Source organism: Streptomyces sp. NPDC029836, from assembly GCF_055574495.1.
On the sequence record NZ_JBVHZI010000002.1, the window covers coordinates 54,792 to 71,384 of the forward strand.

At 75.1% G+C, this 16,593-nt stretch carries 13 protein-coding genes and 1 riboswitch; of the genes, 9 read left to right on the top strand and 4 right to left on the bottom strand.

The annotated features are described in order from the left end of the window. Positions 1-136: 136 nt before the first annotated feature. Both ACZ4XJ_RS06040 and ACZ4XJ_RS06045 read right to left on the bottom strand, forming a co-directional pair. On the bottom strand, positions 137-1,477 hold the full coding sequence (locus ACZ4XJ_RS06040; RefSeq protein ID WP_362878195.1) for a hypothetical protein: 1,341 nt from the start codon (positions 1,475-1,477) through the stop codon (positions 137-139). 231 nt (positions 1,478-1,708) lie between these two features. After that, complete coding sequence (locus ACZ4XJ_RS06045) at positions 1,709-2,839, bottom strand: alpha/beta hydrolase (RefSeq protein ID WP_468495486.1); 1,131 nt, start codon at positions 2,837-2,839, stop codon at positions 1,709-1,711. A gap of 396 nt (positions 2,840-3,235) precedes the next feature. On the opposite strand from ACZ4XJ_RS06045, the gene ACZ4XJ_RS06050 reads away from it, so the two are divergent. The 7 genes from ACZ4XJ_RS06050 (at position 3,236) to ACZ4XJ_RS06080 (ending at position 11,855) form a co-directional block, all read left to right on the top strand. Then, complete coding sequence (locus tag ACZ4XJ_RS06050) at positions 3,236-4,507, top strand: inorganic phosphate transporter (protein WP_362878115.1); 1,272 nt, start codon at positions 3,236-3,238, stop codon at positions 4,505-4,507. Positions 4,508-4,535: 28 nt separating this feature from the next. Continuing rightward, positions 4,536-4,757, top strand: a complete 222-nt coding sequence (locus ACZ4XJ_RS06055) for a hypothetical protein (RefSeq protein WP_383994207.1) — start codon at positions 4,536-4,538, stop codon at positions 4,755-4,757. A 114-nt stretch (positions 4,758-4,871) separates the two neighbouring features. Then, positions 4,872-5,026: riboswitch (cobalamin riboswitch) on the top strand. Between the two features lie 36 nt (positions 5,027-5,062). Further along, on the top strand, positions 5,063-6,025 hold the full coding sequence (locus ACZ4XJ_RS06060) for a cobalamin biosynthesis protein (RefSeq protein WP_468495487.1): 963 nt from the start codon (positions 5,063-5,065) through the stop codon (positions 6,023-6,025). Beyond that, positions 6,022-7,584 carry a cobyric acid synthase gene (locus tag ACZ4XJ_RS06065; RefSeq protein ID WP_362878118.1) on the top strand — a complete coding sequence of 521 codons (1,563 nt, stop codon included), beginning with the start codon at positions 6,022-6,024 and terminating at the stop codon, positions 7,582-7,584. Before ACZ4XJ_RS06060 ends, ACZ4XJ_RS06065 begins: the two co-directional genes overlap by 4 nt. Positions 7,585-7,699: 115 nt before the next feature. Beyond that, entirely contained in the window at positions 7,700-9,862 is a 2,163-nt protein-coding gene (locus ACZ4XJ_RS06070; protein WP_468495488.1) for a putative cobaltochelatase, read from the top strand. After that, entirely contained in the window at positions 9,862-10,461 is a 600-nt protein-coding gene (cobO, locus tag ACZ4XJ_RS06075; RefSeq protein WP_468495489.1) for a cob(I)yrinic acid a,c-diamide adenosyltransferase, read from the top strand. The genes ACZ4XJ_RS06070 and cobO overlap by 1 nt, the downstream gene beginning before the upstream one ends. Then, a complete protein-coding gene (locus ACZ4XJ_RS06080; protein ID WP_362878121.1) occupies positions 10,461-11,855 on the top strand; it encodes a cobyrinate a,c-diamide synthase in 1,395 nt (464 codons plus the stop codon). Before cobO ends, ACZ4XJ_RS06080 begins: the two co-directional genes overlap by 1 nt. Positions 11,856-11,868: 13 nt before the next feature. On the opposite strand, the gene ACZ4XJ_RS06085 is transcribed toward ACZ4XJ_RS06080, so the two are convergent. Further along, positions 11,869-12,594, bottom strand: coding sequence for a ZIP family metal transporter (locus ACZ4XJ_RS06085; protein ID WP_362878122.1), 726 nt, complete (start codon positions 12,592-12,594; stop codon positions 11,869-11,871). A gap of 173 nt (positions 12,595-12,767) precedes the next feature. On the opposite strand from ACZ4XJ_RS06085, the gene cobC reads away from it, so the two are divergent. Next, positions 12,768-14,177 (top strand): Rv2231c family pyridoxal phosphate-dependent protein CobC, encoded by a 1,410-nt coding sequence (gene cobC / locus ACZ4XJ_RS06090; RefSeq protein WP_362878197.1) that lies wholly within the window; start codon positions 12,768-12,770, stop codon positions 14,175-14,177. A gap of 127 nt (positions 14,178-14,304) precedes the next feature. After that, entirely contained in the window at positions 14,305-15,537 is a 1,233-nt protein-coding gene (locus ACZ4XJ_RS06095; protein WP_362878123.1) for a CapA family protein, read from the top strand. A 55-nt stretch (positions 15,538-15,592) separates the two neighbouring features. Here the strand turns inward: ACZ4XJ_RS06095 and ACZ4XJ_RS06100 are convergent, their stop codons facing one another. Continuing rightward, complete coding sequence (locus tag ACZ4XJ_RS06100; protein WP_468495490.1) at positions 15,593-16,537, bottom strand: SCO1860 family LAETG-anchored protein; 945 nt, start codon at positions 16,535-16,537, stop codon at positions 15,593-15,595. Positions 16,538-16,593 lie beyond the last annotated feature (56 nt).

Here is a 16,593-nt window from a genome sequence, read left to right on the forward strand (position 1 = left end):
CACGCCGCCGGTGTGGACCTGGAAGGCCGCCCGGCGGACTGCTTTGGCCAGGGCCGGGTCGGGGTGGGCGGCGGCCAGCGCCACCAGGACCTGCACGGCGCGCGGTTCCCTCCCGCACGTCCCGGCCGTCGGCCGGTCACACGCCGCCGGTGTGGACCTGGAAGGCCGCCCGGCGGACTGCTTTGGCCAGGGCCGGGTCGGGGTGGGCGGCGGCCAGCGCCACCAGGACCTGCACGGTGCGGGGGTGCCCCACCGCGCGGACCTCGTCGAGCAGTCGGGGGACGGTCGTGCGGACGGCCGAGTCGAGGTGGCGGGCCAGCAGGTCCGCCTCGCCGTGGTCGGCGATGGCGGCCGCCGTGTCCACCCAGAGCCAGGTCGACTCCTCGGCGGTCAGGACGTCCTGGGCCTCGTCGGGGTCGACCCCGTCGTGCTCGGCGAGCCACAGCAGGACGTAGGGGCGCAGGGCGGGTTCGCGTACGGCGGCGCGGACCTCGCGCTCGGCGGGGGCGCCGACCACGCGCAGCGCCTCGAAGGCCAGGCCGCGCAGGAGGGCGTCCTCCCCCCGGGCCGCGTGCAGCAGCTCGCTGACGGCGTGGCCGACGGGCCGGGCGGCGAGCCAGGCCTGGTACTCGGCGCGGGCCGGTCCCGGGGTGAGCCGGGCGCAGCCGTGGAGCATGGCGGCGGCGGACTGCTCGATGTTCCCGGCCGGGCTCTGCGCGGCGACGCAGATCTGCTCCAGCTTGACCCAGACGGCCCAGCTGCCGAGCGGAGTGAGGGTGGCCCGGGCGGGGCCGAGGGTGACGGCGTCGACGGCGGCGAGGCCGCCGAGCGCCCAGCGCAGCAGCCGGGCGAGGGGCAGGGGCCGGGACTCGGCGGGGGCGGCCTCGCCGGCCGCTTCCCGGGATCCGGCGGGCTCCCCCGCGTACGGCACCTCGCAGCGCTCGTCGCGCAGTTCGGTGACGCGCTGGTCGAGGAGGTCCAGCAGGTCGGGGACGGTGACGGGACCGGCCGACAGCTGGAGGAGGGACAGCAGCTGGGGCATCGCCTCGACGACCTCGGCGACGGATCCGGGGGCGATGTCGGCGGGGGCGGGGTGGACGAGGGACCAGGCGTCGAAGAGGGCCACCCAGCCGCGCAGGACGGCGGTGTCGTCCCGGTCCCAGGCGCGCAGGCGCCAGCCGGGTCGGGCGTGGCCGCCGTGCACCTCGACGAGGCCGGAGAGTCGGGCGCGGTCCCAGCCGACCCGGATCTGGCCGTGCGTCAGGCCCAGTTCCGCGGCGGCCCGTTCCACGTCGGAGGCGGGCAGCGCGCCCGCTGTCGCGGGGCGTCCGCCGTCGCCCGCCCCGAGGTTCAGCTCGGCCCAGCGGGCGAGCCGTACCGCGTCGGCGAGGGAGGCGCGGGCCCGGTTCGCCAGGTCCGCCGTGGCGGGGGTTCCCGCCGGTGGCCGGGGGGCCGGCCGGGTTCGCCGGTCGGTCACCGCCTTGCGCGCCGTGGCGACGGAGCGCGGGGAGACGAGTCGGAGTCTGGAGTCGCGAGCCAACTGCTCATCAGGCTTTCGGGACGTCACGGATGCAGTCTCGCCCGTCACTGGCCGAAAGCCCAAACGGAACCGGTCGTTTCCACAGGTCAAGCGATGGATGAACCGGGACAATCCGCCCGACGGGTCTCGTCCGGCACCCCCCTCATGTGACCGACGCCCGGCCGACCGTCAGACGAGGGGGGTGAGGAAGCGGCGCAGCGCCTCCTCGTACCCGGCGGGGTCGACGTTCCACATCGCCCCGTGCGGGGCGCCCCGCACGGTGTGCAGGGTGACCAGGTCGGGGCGGGCGGCGGCCAGTCGCCGGGAGGGCTCCCAGGGGGCGAGGGTGTCGTCGGGCCCGTGGAGGATCAGTACGGGGACGCGCAGGGCCGCCGGGTCCGCGCCCGGGGGACGGCGGTCGGCGCGCAGGCCCGCCCGGCCCTCGGCGGCCCGAACCGCGAGGGGGAGCAGCGGGCCGGGGGTGCCGCGGGCGGCGGCGAGGGCGCGCAGGGTGGTGCGCCAGTCCAGGACGGGCGAGTCCAGCACCAGTCCGGAGATCCGGTCGGCCAGGGCGGAGCGTTCGACGGCGTGCAGGGCCATGGTGGCCCCGGTGGACCAGCCGTGCAGGACGACCCGTCGGGCTCCGTAGCGCAGGGCGTAGCGGATGGCGGCGTCCAGGTCCCGCCACTCCGATTCGCCGAGGTGGCCGAGGCCGTCCGGGGCGGCGGGGGCGCCGAGGTCGCCGCGGTAGGCGAGGTCGAGGACGGGGAGGTGGTGGCGGTGCAGGAACGGCATGACCACCATCGGGTGCTCCCGGCCGGCGCCGAGCCCGTGGACGGTGATGACCCAGGTGTCCCGGGCGGCGGGCACGAACCAGGCGGGCAGCGCCCCGAGCTCGCCCGGCACGTCCACGTCGGCGTGGTCGAGGCCCAGGGCGGTGCGCGGGTTGCCCAGGTGCACCTGGGGGGTGAGCGTGACCCGGGCGCGCGGGGCGAGGCTGCCGTGGGTGACGGCGAGGAGGCCGCGCACGACGACGTCCGGTTCGTGCGGGACGTCGGGCAGGACCGGGCCGACCACGGCGTGCACGCCGGGCGCGGACAGGCCCCAGGTGCCGGGGAGCAGGGAGGCGAGCGATCGGGTGAGCGTCACCCGGCCCTCGCTGGTGGAATGGACGCTCAGCCGGGGCCCGCCGGGCAGCGGGCGCCCGGGTTCGGGCCGCAGGGCGGCGTCGGCGGCGTACCGGCCGGCCGCGACCGCGGCTGCTCCGGCACCGATCAGGGTCGTCGTGACGGCCGCTGCCGTCGCTGTCGCGGTACGCACGCCTTCAGTCTCGGGGCGTACCGGCGGGCGGGCCACCGGAGGTGATCCTTTCGCGCCGTCGTCCGGCAGGACCGGAACGCGAACGGGACTCCACCGGAACCCGGTCGCGGCGGTGGCCGGAGCGGATCCGACGGGCGCCGGAGAGGGGGCCCCGGCGCGTGATCTGAGTCTCTTCACCGCCCCGCCGGGCATGGACCGCCGGCGGAAATCCTTCCGGAAGAGGCGTGTTCGCCCCGCTCTGACGTGCATGAATCGCTATATTCGCGGAGGAACCGGGAGGTAGGTCCCGATCGTGACCCGCACCGAGACACCGCACCGCCCAACTCAGTTCACCTTCCGTTCATCCAGGTTGCCTACGGTCGCCGAGCCAATGACGTCAAACAGAAGCCTGGGTAAATGGAGCACATAACGCTTCTCCTCGGGATCGTGATCATCACCGCTCTCGTGTTCGACTTCACGAACGGTTTCCACGACACGGCCAACGCGATGGCCACCACCATCTCGACCGGCGCCCTCAAGCCCAAGACCGCGGTCGCCATGTCCGCCGTGCTGAACCTCGTCGGCGCTTTCATGTCCGTGGAGGTCGCCAAGACGATCTCCAAGGGCCTGGTCAACGAGGAAGGCATTCAGCCGGAGGTGATCTACGCCGCCCTGGTCGGCGCGATCCTCTGGAACCTCGTCACCTGGCTGGTCGGACTGCCCTCCAGCTCCTCCCACGCCCTCATGGGTGGCCTCATCGGCGCCGCGGTCGCTTCCGCCGGCCTCGACGCGGTCAACGGCAGCGTCGTCGTGACGAAGGTGCTGATCCCCGCGATCGCCGCCCCGCTCGTCGCCGGTGTGGCCGCCATGCTGGCCGCGAAGCTGACGTACAAGCTGGGCAACCAGGTCGGCGAGAAGACCTCCGCCAAGGGGTACCGCGCCGGTCAGATCGCCTCGGCCGGTCTCGTCTCCCTCGCGCACGGCACCAACGACGCGCAGAAGACGATGGGCATCATCACCCTGGCGCTGATCGCCGGCAACGCCCTGCCCGCCGGCGCCAACCCGCCGGTCTGGGTCATCGTCTCCGCCGGTCTGGCCATCGCGATGGGCACCTACCTGGGCGGCTGGCGCATCATCCGCACCATGGGCAAGGGCCTCACCGACCTCCAGCCGCAGCAGGGCTTCGCCGCCCAGACCTCGGCCGCGAGCGTCATCCTGGCCTCCTCCACCCTCGGTTTCTCCCTCTCCACCACCCACGCCTGCTCCGGCGCCGTCATGGGTGCGGGCCTGGGACGCAAGGGCGGCGTGGTCCGCTGGTCCACCGCCACCCGCATGTTCATCGCCTGGGGCCTGACCCTGCCGGCCGCCGCGCTCGTCGCGTCCGTCGCCGAACTGGTCATGCGCACCGGTGACATCGGGATCGCCGCCGTCACGGTCTTCCTGGTCGCCTCCTGCTTCGCCATCTGGGTCATCTCCCGCCGTCAGGTCGTCGACCACACCAACGTCAACGAGCTGGAGACCCCCGGCGCGACGGACGAGCCCGGTGTCGTCACCACGGCCATGGCCGCCGTCACCGTCCCGCCGACCACCGCCGCGGCCGGTACCACCGCCGCCGTGACCGACGAGGACCTCAAGGCCACCATCCCGGCCTCGACCACGACCCCCGCGGCTCCGGCCGCGGCGGTCTGACCCCGAGAACGACAGAGGAATCAGCGGTATGAAGATCGACTGGGCATCACTGGGCTCCGTCTTCGGAGTCAGCCTCACCGCCACGGTCGCCCTCGTGGCCCTGTTCACCCTGGGCCTGGTGGGCCTGTCCAAGCACGAGGCCGCCACCGAGCGCGGTGGCGCCGCGGTCATGGCCCGCAGCGGTGCCTACGCCTGCTTCGCGCTCTGCGCGGCCGCCGTGTCGTACGGGATCTACCTGATCGTCGCCTGAGACGGTGCGTCCGAAGCTCCCTCCGGTCTCCGGGGGGAGCTTTCGCATGCCCCGGCGCACACCCCGCCCCGCCCCCCGTCCCGCACCCGCCCCAGGTCAACGGCAAGTTGACGGGCGTTCGCGGTGCGTGGTGGACTGCGCGAGCCAATACGGCGGCATGGAAGAGGAAGTCCGGTGCGAATCCGGCGCGGTCCCGCCACTGTCACCGGGGCGCACACACCGTGCGCGCCCCGGGAGCCAGGAACTCTCGCCGCCGGACACGTCGAACCAGGGCGCGGACCCTGAGTGAGGACATACCTGCCACCATGCGTGCCGATCGCGTCTTCGCGTACGGCGCCACGGCGGGCCTGATCGGCGACCGGATCCTCGGGGATCCGCGCCGAGGGCACCCCGTGGCCGCCTTCGGGAGAGCCGCCGCCGCCGTCGAACGCGCCCTGTGGCGCGACGACCGCGCCCGCGGCGTCCTCCACACCCTGGTGTGCGCCGGAGGCGCGACCGCCGTCGGCGCACTGGCCGCCCGCGCCGTGCGCGCGCGGCCCGCGGCCGCCCGCGTCGCCCTGACCGCCGCGGCCACCTGGGCCGTCGTCGGGGGCACCTCGCTGGGGCGGGAGGCCCGTGCCATCGGCGGGGCGCTCGCCGTCGGGGACACCGACGTCGCCCGCGAGCGGCTGCCCCACCTGTGCGGCCGCGACCCCCAGTCCCTGGACGGGCAGCAGATGGCCCGGGCCGTCGTGGAGTCCGTCGCCGAGAACACCTCCGACGCGGTCGTCGGGGCACTGGTGTGGGGAGCCGTCGCCGGGGTCCCCGGGCTGCTGGCCTTCCGCGCCGTGAACACCCTGGACGCCATGGTGGGCCACAAGTCGCCCCGCCACCTGCGCTACGGCTGGGCCTCCGCCCGCCTCGACGACGTGGCCGGCTGGCCCGGGGCCCGCTTGACCGCGCTCGCCGCCGTCGTGGCCGGTCCCGACCGGCGGGGAGCCGTCCGCGCCTGGCGCGCCGACGCCGCCGCCCACCCCAGCCCCAACGCCGGACCGGTGGAGGCCTCCTTCGCGGGGGCGCTCGGCGTCCGGCTCGGCGGAACCCTGTCCTACGGCGGCCGGACCGAGCACCGCGCCGTGCTCAACGGGGAGACCGGGCGGCCCGTGGAGGTCGCCGACATCGAACGGGCCGTGCGCCTGTCGCGGCGGGTGACCTGGCTGGCGCTGGGCGCCTGCGTCGCGGCCCGGCTGCTGGTGGCCCGTACCGGGCGGAAGGGGCGGCGCGGATGAGCGGCGCGAGGCGCGGCGGCGGAATGCTGGTCGCCGGCACCACATCGGACGCGGGCAAGAGCGTGGTCACGGCGGGCATCTGCCGGTGGCTGGTCCGCCAGGGGGTGAAGGTGGCCCCCTTCAAGGCGCAGAACATGTCGCTGAACTCGTTCGTGACCCGTGAGGGCGCCGAGATCGGCCGGGCCCAGGCCATGCAGGCCCAGGCGGCCCGGGTGGAGCCGACGGCCCTGATGAACCCGGTGCTGCTCAAGCCCGGCAGCGACCGCAGCAGCCAGGTCGTGCTGCTCGGCAAGCCGGTGGGCGAGATGAGCGCGCGCGGGTTCTTCGGCACGGCGGGCCCCGACCGGCTCCCCGGGTCGCCCGTGTCCGGCGGTCACCGGGAGCAGCTCCTCGGCGTCGTCACGGACTGCCTGGAGCAGCTGCGGGGCACGTATGACGCCGTGATCTGCGAGGGGGCGGGGAGTCCGGCCGAGATCAACCTGCGCCGGACCGACATCGTGAACATGGGCATCGCGCGGGCCGCGCGGTTCCCCGTCGTCGTGGTCGGCGACATCGACCGGGGCGGCGTGTTCGCGTCCTTCTTCGGGACCACCGCGCTGCTGTCCCCCGAGGACCAGTCGCTGATCGCCGGCTACCTGGTCAACAAGTTCCGGGGTGACGTATCCCTGCTGGAGCCCGGCCTGGAGATGCTGCGCGGGCTCACCGGGCGGGCGACGTACGGGGTGTTGCCGTTCCGGCACGGGCTGGGCATCGACGAGGAGGACGGGCTGCGGGTGTCGCTGCGCGGCACCGTGCGGGAGTCCGTGGTGGCCCCGCCGGTCGGTGAGGACGTGCTGCGGGTCGCGGTGTGCGCGGTGCCGCTCATGTCGAACTTCACCGACGTCGACGCCCTCGCCGCCGAACCGGGCGTGGTCGTACGGTTCGTGGACCGGGCCGAGGAGCTGGCCGACGCCGACCTGGTCGTCGTACCGGGCACGCGCGGCACCGTGAAGGCGCTCGCCTGGCTGCGGGAACGGGGGCTCGCCGACGCGCTGCTGCGGCGGGCCGCCGAGGGTCGGCCGGTGCTCGGCATCTGCGGCGGCTTCCAACTGCTCGGCGAGCACATCGAGGACGAGGTCGAGTCGAAGGCCGGCGCGGTGGACGGCCTCGGGCTGTTGCCCGTACGGGTCCGCTTCGCCCGGGAGAAGACCCTGGCCCGGCCGGTCGGCTCGGCGTTGGGCGAGCCCGTCGAGGGGTACGAGATCCACCACGGCGTGGCCGAGGTGCTGGGCGGGGATCCGTTCCTCGACGGCTGTCGCGTCGGCGCCGTGTGGGGCACCCACTGGCACGGCTCGCTGGAGTCGGACGGCTTCCGGCGGGCCTTCCTGCGCGAGGTGGCCGCGGCCGCCGGGCGCCGGTTCGTGCCCGCCCCGGACACCTCGTTCGGGCTGCTCCGCGAGGAACAGCTCGACCTGCTGGGCGACCTGATCGAGGAACACGCCGACACCGCCGAGCTGTTGCGGCTCGTCGAGTCGGGCGTCCCGGACGGGCTGCCGTTCCTGCCGCCGGGTGCGCCGTGACGGCCCCGCGCCGGGACCGGCCCCGGACGCACCGGGAACACAAGACCCCCATGGCCGACGGCCGGCGCGGCGCGACGGGCGACCGGCACAGTCCACTCGAAGGAGTGATCAGCGGATGAGCAGCACCCACTTCCCGTTCACGGCGGTGGTCGGGCAGGACGACCTGCGGTTGGCGCTCCTGCTGAACGCCGTCAGCCCGGCGGTCGGCGGCGTGCTCGTGCGCGGTGAGAAGGGGACCGCCAAGTCCACCGCCGTGCGCGCGCTCTCCGCGCTGCTGCCGCAGGTGGACGTCGTGCCCGGCTGCCGGTTCTCGTGCGCGCCCGCCGCCCCCGATGCGGCCTGCCCGGACGGCCCGCACGAGCCCGGACCCGGCAGCGCCCGTCCCGCGCGGATGGTGGAGCTTCCGGTCGGCGCCTCGGAGGACCGGCTCGTCGGCGCCCTCGACATCGAACGGGCCCTGTCCGAGGGCGTGAAGGCCTTCGAGCCGGGCCTGCTCGCCGACGCGCACCGGGGAATCCTCTACGTCGACGAGGTCAACCTCCTGCACGACCACCTCGTGGACGTTCTGCTGGACGCCGCCGCGATGGGCGCCTCGTACGTGGAGCGCGAGGGCGTCTCGGTGCGCCACGACGCCCGGTTCCTGCTCGTCGGCACCATGAACCCCGAGGAGGGCGAGCTGCGCCCGCAGCTCCTGGACCGGTTCGGGCTGACCGTGGAGGTCGCGGCGTCCCGCGAACCCGCCCTGCGCGTCGAGGTGGTCCGCCGCCGGCTCGCGTACGAGGACGATCCCGCGGGCTTCGCCGGCCGCTGGGCCGGGGACGAGCGCGAGGTCCGGGCCCGGGTGGTGGCCGCGCGGGCCCTGCTCCCGAAGGTGGTGCTGGACGACACGGCGCTGCTGCGGATCGCCGCCACCTGCGCCGGCTTCGAGGTCGACGGCATGCGCGCCGACATCGTGATGGCCCGTACGGCGACCGCCCTGGCGGCGTGGGCGGGGCGCACGGTCGTGCGCAAGGAGGACGTCCGGCAGGCGGCCCTGCTGGCGCTCCCGCACCGGCGCCGCCGCAACCCGTTCGACGCGCCCGGCCTGGACGAGGACATGCTCGACGAGATCCTGGACCGCTTCCCCAACGAGGAGCCGGACCAGGAGCCCGAGCCCGACCCGGAGCCCGGGGGCCCGGACGACGACGGCCCCGAGGGCGGTCCGGACGGCGGTCCCGACGGCGGGGGCGCTCCCCCGCAGGACGAGGGTCCGGGTCCGTCGCGGGAGCCTGCTCCGCCCGCGCCCGAGGACGCCGCGGACCCCGGGTCCCCCGACGCCGAGCCGGCGGAGCAGCAGCCGTCGGAGCCGCAGCCCGCGCGGGGCGACGCCGGCCCGGACGGGCCCGAGCAGGCCGCCGTACGGGCCTCCGAGCCGTTCCGCACCCGGATGCTCAGCGTGCCCGGCCTCGGCGAGGGCGGCGCGGCCGGGCGGCGCTCGCGCGCCCGTACCGCGCACGGCCGGACCACCGGCGCCCGGCGGCCCCGGGGGCAGCTGACGAAGCTGCACCTGGCGGCGACCGTGCAGGCCGCGGCCCCGCACCAGCGGACGCGCGGGCGCAGCGGCACCGGTCTGGTGGTCCGCAAGGACGACCTGCGGCAGGCGACCCGGGAGGGCCGCGAGGGCAACCTCGTGCTGTTCGTGGTCGACGCCTCCGGTTCGATGGCCGCCCGGCAGCGGATGAGCGCGGTCAAGGGTGCGGTCCTGTCGCTGCTGCTCGACGCCTACCAGCGCCGCGACAAGGTCGGTCTGGTCACCTTCCGGGGCGCGGCTGCCGATCTGGTGCTGCCTCCGACCTCCTCCGTGGACGCCGCGGCGACCCGGCTGGAGCGGCTGCCCACCGGGGGTCGTACCCCGCTGGCCGCCGGGCTGTTGAAGGCGCGTGAGGTGTTGCGGATCGAGCGGCTGCGCGATCCCTCGCGGCGACCGCTGCTCGTGGTCGTCACCGACGGCCGGGCCACCTCGTCCGGCGGCGTCGGCGGTTCGGTCGGGGGGACGCCCCGCGAGCTGTCCGAGCGGGCCGCGCTGCTGCTGCGCGCGGAGGGGGTCACCTCGGTCGTCGTGGACTGCGAGGCCGGCCCGGTCCGGCTGGGGCTGGCCGGGGTGCTGGCCGCGGACCTCGGTGGTCCGTCGGTCACCCTCGACGGGCTGCGGGCCGACGCGCTGGCCGGGCTCGTGAAGAACGTACGTACCTCGGTGGCGTCCAGCGCCGGGCACAGCAGCAACAGGAGGGTCGCGTAATGCCCCAGGGACAGCCGTCCGTCGTTCCGGACGACGGGCTCACGACGCGTCAGCGCCGCAACCGGCCGCTCGTCTTCGTCCACACCGGCCCGGGCAAGGGCAAGTCGACGGCCGCCTTCGGGCTGGCGCTGCGCGCCTGGAACCAGGGCTGGCCGATCGGGGTGTTCCAGTTCGTCAAGTCGGCGAAGTGGAAGGTCGGCGAGGAGAACGCGCTGAAGGCGCTCGGGGAGACCGGCAAGGGCGGCAGCGTCGTCTGGCACAAGATGGGCGAGGGCTGGTCCTGGGTCCAGCGCGACGCCCAGCTCGACAACGAGCAGGCGGCCAAGGAGGGGTGGGAGCAGGTCAAGCGCGATCTGGCCGCCGAGACCCACAAGCTGTACGTGCTCGACGAGTTCGCCTACCCGATGCACTGGGGTTGGATCGACGTCGAGGAGGTCATCGAGGTGCTGCGGAACCGGCCCGGGACCCAGCACGTGGTCATCACGGGCCGCAACGCCCCGGAGAAGCTGGTCGGGTTCGCGGACCTGGTCACCGAGATGACGAAGGTCAAGCACCCGATGGACACCGGTCAGAAGGGCCAGAGGGGCATCGAGTGGTGATGTCCGTGAACGTGCCCCGGCTGGTCATCGCCGCGCCGGCCTCCGGCAGCGGCAAGACCACCGTGGCGACGGGCCTGATGGCGGCCTTCGCGGAGCACGGCCTGGCCGTGTCCCCGCACAAGGCCGGGCCCGACTACATAGACCCGGGGTACCACGCGCTGGCCACCGGCCGGCCGGGCCGCAACCTCGACGCCTTCATGTGCGGGCCGGAGCTGGTGGCGCCGCTGTTCGCGCACGGTTCCGCCGGTTGTGACCTGGCCGTGGTCGAGGGCGTGATGGGGCTGTACGACGGGGCCGCGGGGCGGGGCGAGCTGGCTTCGACGGCGCAGGTCGCGAAGCTGCTGCGGGCGCCGGTGGTGCTGGTGGTGGACGCCTCCTCGCAGTCGCGTTCGGTGGCGGCGCTGGTCCACGGCTTCGCCTCCTTCGACCCGCTGGTCCGCCTCGGCGGGGTGATCCTCAACAAGGTGGGTTCCGACCGGCACGAGGTGATGCTGCGGGAGGCGCTGGAGGAGGCCGGGATGCCGGTCCTCGGCGTCCTGCGGCGCGCCCCCCAGGTGGCGACCCCGTCCCGGCACCTGGGCCTGGTCCCGGTCGCCGAGCGGCGTACGGACGCCCTGGCCGCGGTGGCGGCGCTGGCCGAGCAGGTCCGGGCGGGCTGCGACCTGGAGGCGCTGATGGCGCTGGCCCGGACGGCGCCGCCCTTGGAGTGCGAGCCCTGGTCGCCCGCGGCGGCCCTGGCCGAGGAGACCGGCGCCGCGGACGCGGCGGCTCCCGACGCGCTCGACGGGCGGCCCGTGGTGGCCGTCGCGGGCGGGGCGGCGTTCACGTTCTCGTACGCCGAGCACACGGAGTTGCTCACCGCGGCGGGCGCGCGCGTGGTCACCTTCGACCCGCTGCGGGACGAGGCGCTGCCGGACGGCACGGCCGGCCTGGTGATCGGGGGCGGTTTCCCCGAGGTGTACGCGCCGGAGCTGTCGGCCAACGAGCCGCTGAGGAAGGCCGTCGCCGCGTTCGCCGGGGCGGGCGGGCCGGTCGCCGCCGAGTGCGCCGGGCTGCTGTACCTGGCCCGGACCCTGGACGGGAAGCCGATGTGCGGGGTCCTGGACGCGGACGCCCGGATGTCGGAGCGGCTCACGCTGGGCTACCGCGAGGCGGTCGCGGTGTCGGACAGCGCCCTCGCCGCCGCCGGCACCCGGCTGCGCGGGCACGAGTTCCACCGGACGGTGATCGAGCCGGGCGCCGGCTCCGCCCCGGCATGGGGGTTCACCCATCCGGAGCGCCGCGTCGAGGGCTTCGTCCTGGACGGGGTGCACGCCAGCTACCTGCACACCCACTGGGCGGCCCGGCCGTCGGTGGCCCGCCGGTTCGCGGAAGCCGCGGCGCGGCGCCGGTGACCGGCAGGTGAGTTCACTCCGCGAGGCCCACGACGAGCCAGATCCCCGCCACCCCGCCCACCGTGCACATCAGTGTCGACAGGGCGGGGTGCTCGTGGTGCGCCTCGGGCAGGATCTCGGCCGCCGCGAGGTACAGCAGGACCCCGCCGAAGAAGCCGAGGTACGCCCCCAGAGGTTCCTCCGGAAGGGTGAACAGCAGGGTGGACGCGGCGCCCACGACGGGTGCGGCGGCGTCCGCGAAGAGCATCAGCACGGCCTTGCGGCGGGCGTTCCCGTACAGCCGGGTCAGCGTGTACGTGTTGAACCCGTCGGCGAAGTCGTGGGTGATGACGGCCAGTGCGACGGCGACGCCCATGCCGCCGCCGACCTGGAACGCGGCGCCCAGCGCCACCCCGTCGGCGAGGCTGTGGCCGACCATCGCGGCGGCCGCGGTGAGCCCGACCTGGGGGACCCGGGCGCCGTCCTCGGCGCCGTGCGCGGCCTGACGTACGGCCAGCAGGCGTTCCACGACGTGGCCGACGAGGAAGCCCGCGACGAACAGCAGCAGCGCGAGGGGCACGCCGAACACCTCGCTGCCCGCCGCGTGCATCGCCTCGGGGAGCAGGTCGAGGCCGACGACGCCGAGCATCAGCCCGCCGGCCAGGCCCAGCACGAGGTGGCGGCGGTCGGTGACGCGTTGCGCCGTCCAGCCGCCCGCCAGCGTCATCAGGAACGCGCCCAACGCCACGATCACCGCCATGTGCCCCTGCATACCGATTGCGGGGGGCGGGCGCACGTCCGGGCGCGGGTGGCGGATGACGCCGTGTTGACGTGGGAACCCGGTCGTCGGCGAGGGTCGACGGGCGTACGGACGGACGGCCGACGGGTGACCGCGGCCGTGACGAAGGAGGCAGGATCCCGGTGGGCGACTACGTGACGCGGCTGGTGGTCGGGGTCGGCGGACGCGCGGGGGTTTCCGTGGCGGAGGTCTGCGCGCTGATCGAGGAGACCTTGCGGGGGGCCGGACTCACCGCGGAGGCGGTGGCGGCGCTGGCGACCGTGGAGGCGAAGGCGGCGGAGCCGGGCCTCGTCGGTGCGGCGGAACGTTTCGGCGTGCCGTTGGTGGGCCACCCCGCCGCGGAACTCGCGCTGATCTCCGTACCGCACCCGTCGGGGGCCGTGCGCGAGGCCGTCGGGACCGGGTCCGTCGCGGAGGCGGCGGCGCTGGCGGGCGGCGGGGAACTCCTGGTGCCCAAGCGCCGGTCGATGGCGGCGACCTGCGCCGTGGCCACCCTCCGGGCGCACGACCTGCGCCACCACGGGGACGCGGAGGTGCTGGACGCGGACGACGCGCTGGTCGACCTGGCGGTCAACGTACGAGCGGACACGCCGCCGGCGTGGCTCAAGGAGCGGATCGCGGCCTGCCTCGGGGACCTCGCCGCGTACCCGGACGGCCGGACGGCCCGCGCGGCCGTGGCCCGACGGCACGGGCTGCCGGCGGAGCGGGTACTGCTGACGGCGGGGGCGGCGGAGGCGTTCGTACTGATCGCGCGCGCCTTGGACGCGGTGCGGCCCGTGGTGGTGCACCCGCAGTTCACCGAGCCGGAGGCGGCCCTGCGGGACGCCGGGCACCGGGTGGAACGGGTGGTGCTGCGGGCCGCCGACGGCTTCCGGCTGGACCCGGCGGCGGTGCCCGAGGACGCGGACCTCGTGGTGATCGGGAACCCGACCAACCCGACGTCCGTCCTGCATCCGGCGGCGACCCTGGCCGCGCTGGCCCGGCCGGGCCGGATCCTGGTGGTCGACGAGGCGTTCATGGACGCCGTCCCGGGCGAGCGGGAGGCCCTGGCCGGGCGGCTCGACGTGCCGGGTCTGGTGGTGTTGCGCAGCCTGACCAAGACGTGGGGGCTGGCGGGGCTGCGGATCGGCTACGTCCTGGCGGAGCCGGAGGTGATCGCGAAGCTGGCGGCCGCGCAGCCGCTGTGGCCGGTGTCGACCCCGGCGCTGGTCGCGGCCGAGGCCTGCCTGGAGCCGGCCGCGCTGGCCGAGGCGGAGGCGGCCGCCGGGCGGATCGCCGTGGACCGGGCGCACCTGCTGGCCGGGCTCGCCGAGTTCGACGAGGTCACCGTCGTCGGCGAGGCCGAGGGGCCGTTCGTGCTGATCCGGGTGGAGGGGGCGATGGAGGTGCGGACGCGGCTGCGCGCCCTCGGCTTCGCCGTCCGGCGCGGGGACACCTTCCCGGGCCTCGACGGATCCTGGCTGCGCCTGGCCGTCCGCGACCGCACCACGACGGGCCGCCTCCTCCAGGCCCTGGACCACGCGCTGGCCCTGGTCGGGCGGTAGCCGGGGGCCCGGAACCGGCTGCGGACCCTGGGGGCTCGGGCCGGGCGGCGGGGGTGGTGGGGGACGCCTACGATGGCGGCCTCGGCGGGTGTGGCGACAAGGTGCGACGACAAGGGGGGCGGCGGCCGTGAAGGCTTCCATACGGATAGGCGTGGTGCTGGCGGGGCTGGTGGTGGCGGGCGGCGCTACCGTGTACGCGGTGCCCGGCCTGCTGGACAGGGGCGGCGACGCCGCGACCGACCAGCGTTTCCAGGGTCGACCCGGCGAGACCGGATCCGACGCGCCGGAGGGCGGCGGCGGCTCCGGAAAGCCGTTCACGCTGGTGGCGACGGGCGACATCATCCCGTACCCGTCGATCATCCAGCGGTCGGCGACCGACGCGGGCAAGGCCGGCGAGTACGACTTCCGGAAGATACTCGCGGGGGTCAAGCCCCTGGTGTCCGCCGCCGACCTGGCGATCTGCCACCACGAGATACCGTACGGGCGGCCCGGCGGCCCCTACACCGGGTACCCCACCTTCAAGGCCCCCCACCAGCTGGCCGACGCCCTCAAGGACGCCGGGTACGACAGCTGCTCGACCGCCTCGAACCACACCCTGGACGACGGCTGGGACGGCCTCGTCCGCACCCTCGACCACCTCGACCGGGTCGGGATCCCCCACGTCGGTTCCGCCCGCAGCGCCGAGGAGGCCAAGGCCCCCGCCCTACTCTCGGCGGGCGGCGCGAAGGTCGCCCAGCTGTCGTACACGTACGGCACCAACGGCATCCCGCTGCCCGCGGGCAAGCCCTGGGCGGTCAACCTCATCGACCAGCAGCGGATCATCGCCGACGCCCGGGCGGCCCGGGCCGCCGGGGCGCACGTGGTGGTGCTCAGCATCCACTGGGGCACGGAGTGGCAGACCGCGCCCGACCAGCAGCAGCGCGATCTCGCGCAGGCGTTGACCGCCTCCCGTTCGGCCGACGGCCTCGCCGACATCGATCTGATCATCGGCACGCACAACCACGTGCCCCAGCCGTACGAGAAGATCAACGGCACCTGGGTGGTCTTCGGCATGGGCGACCAGGTCGCCAGCTTCGTACCGGCCGACAAGCTGCGCGGCAACCAGTCCTCGATCCCCCGCTTCACCTTCTCCCCCTCGGCTGCGCACAAGGGCCGCTGGGAGGTGGTGAAGGCCGAGTACCTCACCCAGTACTCGGACATGGGTCCCCCGTTCCGGGTGGTCTGCGCCTCCTGCGCGGCCTCCGACACCGCGCTCCCCGCGGCCAAGCGCGCGGAGTACGGGCGCATCGACCGCCAGGTCACCGAGGCCGTCACCTCGCGCGGGGCGAGCGCCCAGGGCCTGGAGCACGCGGGCCGCTGAGCCGGTCGCGGGAGGGGCTCCGCACCGCCCCGCCGCGGAACCCCGTAGCCACGGGTTACGAACCCTGCGGGGCCCTGCCGCGCCGGGTGACGACGAGCGCGCCCCCGCCGATGCCGAGCAGGAGCAGCGCGCCGCCCGCCACGTACGGGGTCACCGAACCGGCGCCGGTCTCGGCGAGGTTGGCCTGGGCGGCGGGCTTGCCGCCCGTCGCGGTCTGCGGCTTGACGTCGGCGACGGCCGCCGGCTTGGTCTCCGGCTTCGTCACCGGCTCGGCGCTCGGGGCGGGGCCCGCCGGGGCGGTGCAGTGCGCCTCGGCGAGCACGATCTCGCCGTTGACCTCCGCGACGTTCAACTTGGCCGGGTTGACCGCCACCTTGAGCCGCAGCGCGGTCGCGGCGGCCGTGGTGGAGGTGGTCCCGGTGGCGGACAGCTGAAGGGTGACCGCGCCGACTCCGGGCACGTCCACCACGGTGGGTCCGGCGGCGGACAGGGTGGTCCTCTTGCCCAGGGCGGTCACCGAGCCGAGGACGTTGGAGGTGGCCACGGGCTTCTTGCCGGCTTCGCAGACGGCCTTCGAGGTGACCTTCTCGACCTCGATGAGGGAGAGTCCGGGCAGCCCCGGGACGTGCACGCGGGCCTTGGCGAGGTTGGCCTCGGCCTCGGCCCGGTTCTTGTCGGCGCTCGCCTTGGAGGTGGCGACGTCCGCCTTGAGGATGCTGACCGGCTGCCCCTGCTCGACTCCGTCAAGGGTCACGGTGAGAGCCGTCTTCTGAGCCGTCGCGGGCGCGCTGACCTCGTTGAGCGAGGTCCGCACCGGTACGTTCACGGTCTTGTTGAGCAGGCTCACGTCCAGTCCGGCCCGTAGGACGACGGCGCCGGAACTGCCCTCGCGGCCACCGCCGGCGGCGCCCGTGGCGAGGGCGGGCGGAGCGGCGAGCAGGGCGACCGCTCCCGCGGCGAGCAGGGTGGCCGCGGGCATGCGGAAGGTGTTGCTGTTCAAGGTGGTGGAACCCCCGGGGAGATGGGAGCCGTCGCGCCGCCAATGGGGGACATTGC

What these genes read in the sequence shown, in the direction of transcription:
- ACZ4XJ_RS06050 (WP_362878115.1), top strand. Translation starts at nt 3,236, where the DNA reads ATGGAGCACATAACGCTTCTCCTCGGGATCGTGATCATCACCGCTCTC.
- ACZ4XJ_RS06080 (WP_362878121.1), top strand. Translation starts at nt 10,461, where the DNA reads ATGTCCGTGAACGTGCCCCGGCTGGTCATCGCCGCGCCGGCCTCCGGC.
- ACZ4XJ_RS06055 (WP_383994207.1), top strand. Translation starts at nt 4,536, where the DNA reads ATGAAGATCGACTGGGCATCACTGGGCTCCGTCTTCGGAGTCAGCCTC.
- ACZ4XJ_RS06065 (WP_362878118.1), top strand. Translation starts at nt 6,022, where the DNA reads ATGAGCGGCGCGAGGCGCGGCGGCGGAATGCTGGTCGCCGGCACCACA.
- ACZ4XJ_RS06060 (WP_468495487.1), top strand. Translation starts at nt 5,063, where the DNA reads ATGCGTGCCGATCGCGTCTTCGCGTACGGCGCCACGGCGGGCCTGATC.
- cobO (WP_468495489.1), top strand. Translation starts at nt 9,862, where the DNA reads ATGCCCCAGGGACAGCCGTCCGTCGTTCCGGACGACGGGCTCACGACG.
- ACZ4XJ_RS06085 (WP_362878122.1), bottom strand. Translation starts at nt 12,594, where the DNA reads ATGGCGGTGATCGTGGCGTTGGGCGCGTTCCTGATGACGCTGGCGGGC.
- ACZ4XJ_RS06070 (WP_468495488.1), top strand. Translation starts at nt 7,700, where the DNA reads ATGAGCAGCACCCACTTCCCGTTCACGGCGGTGGTCGGGCAGGACGAC.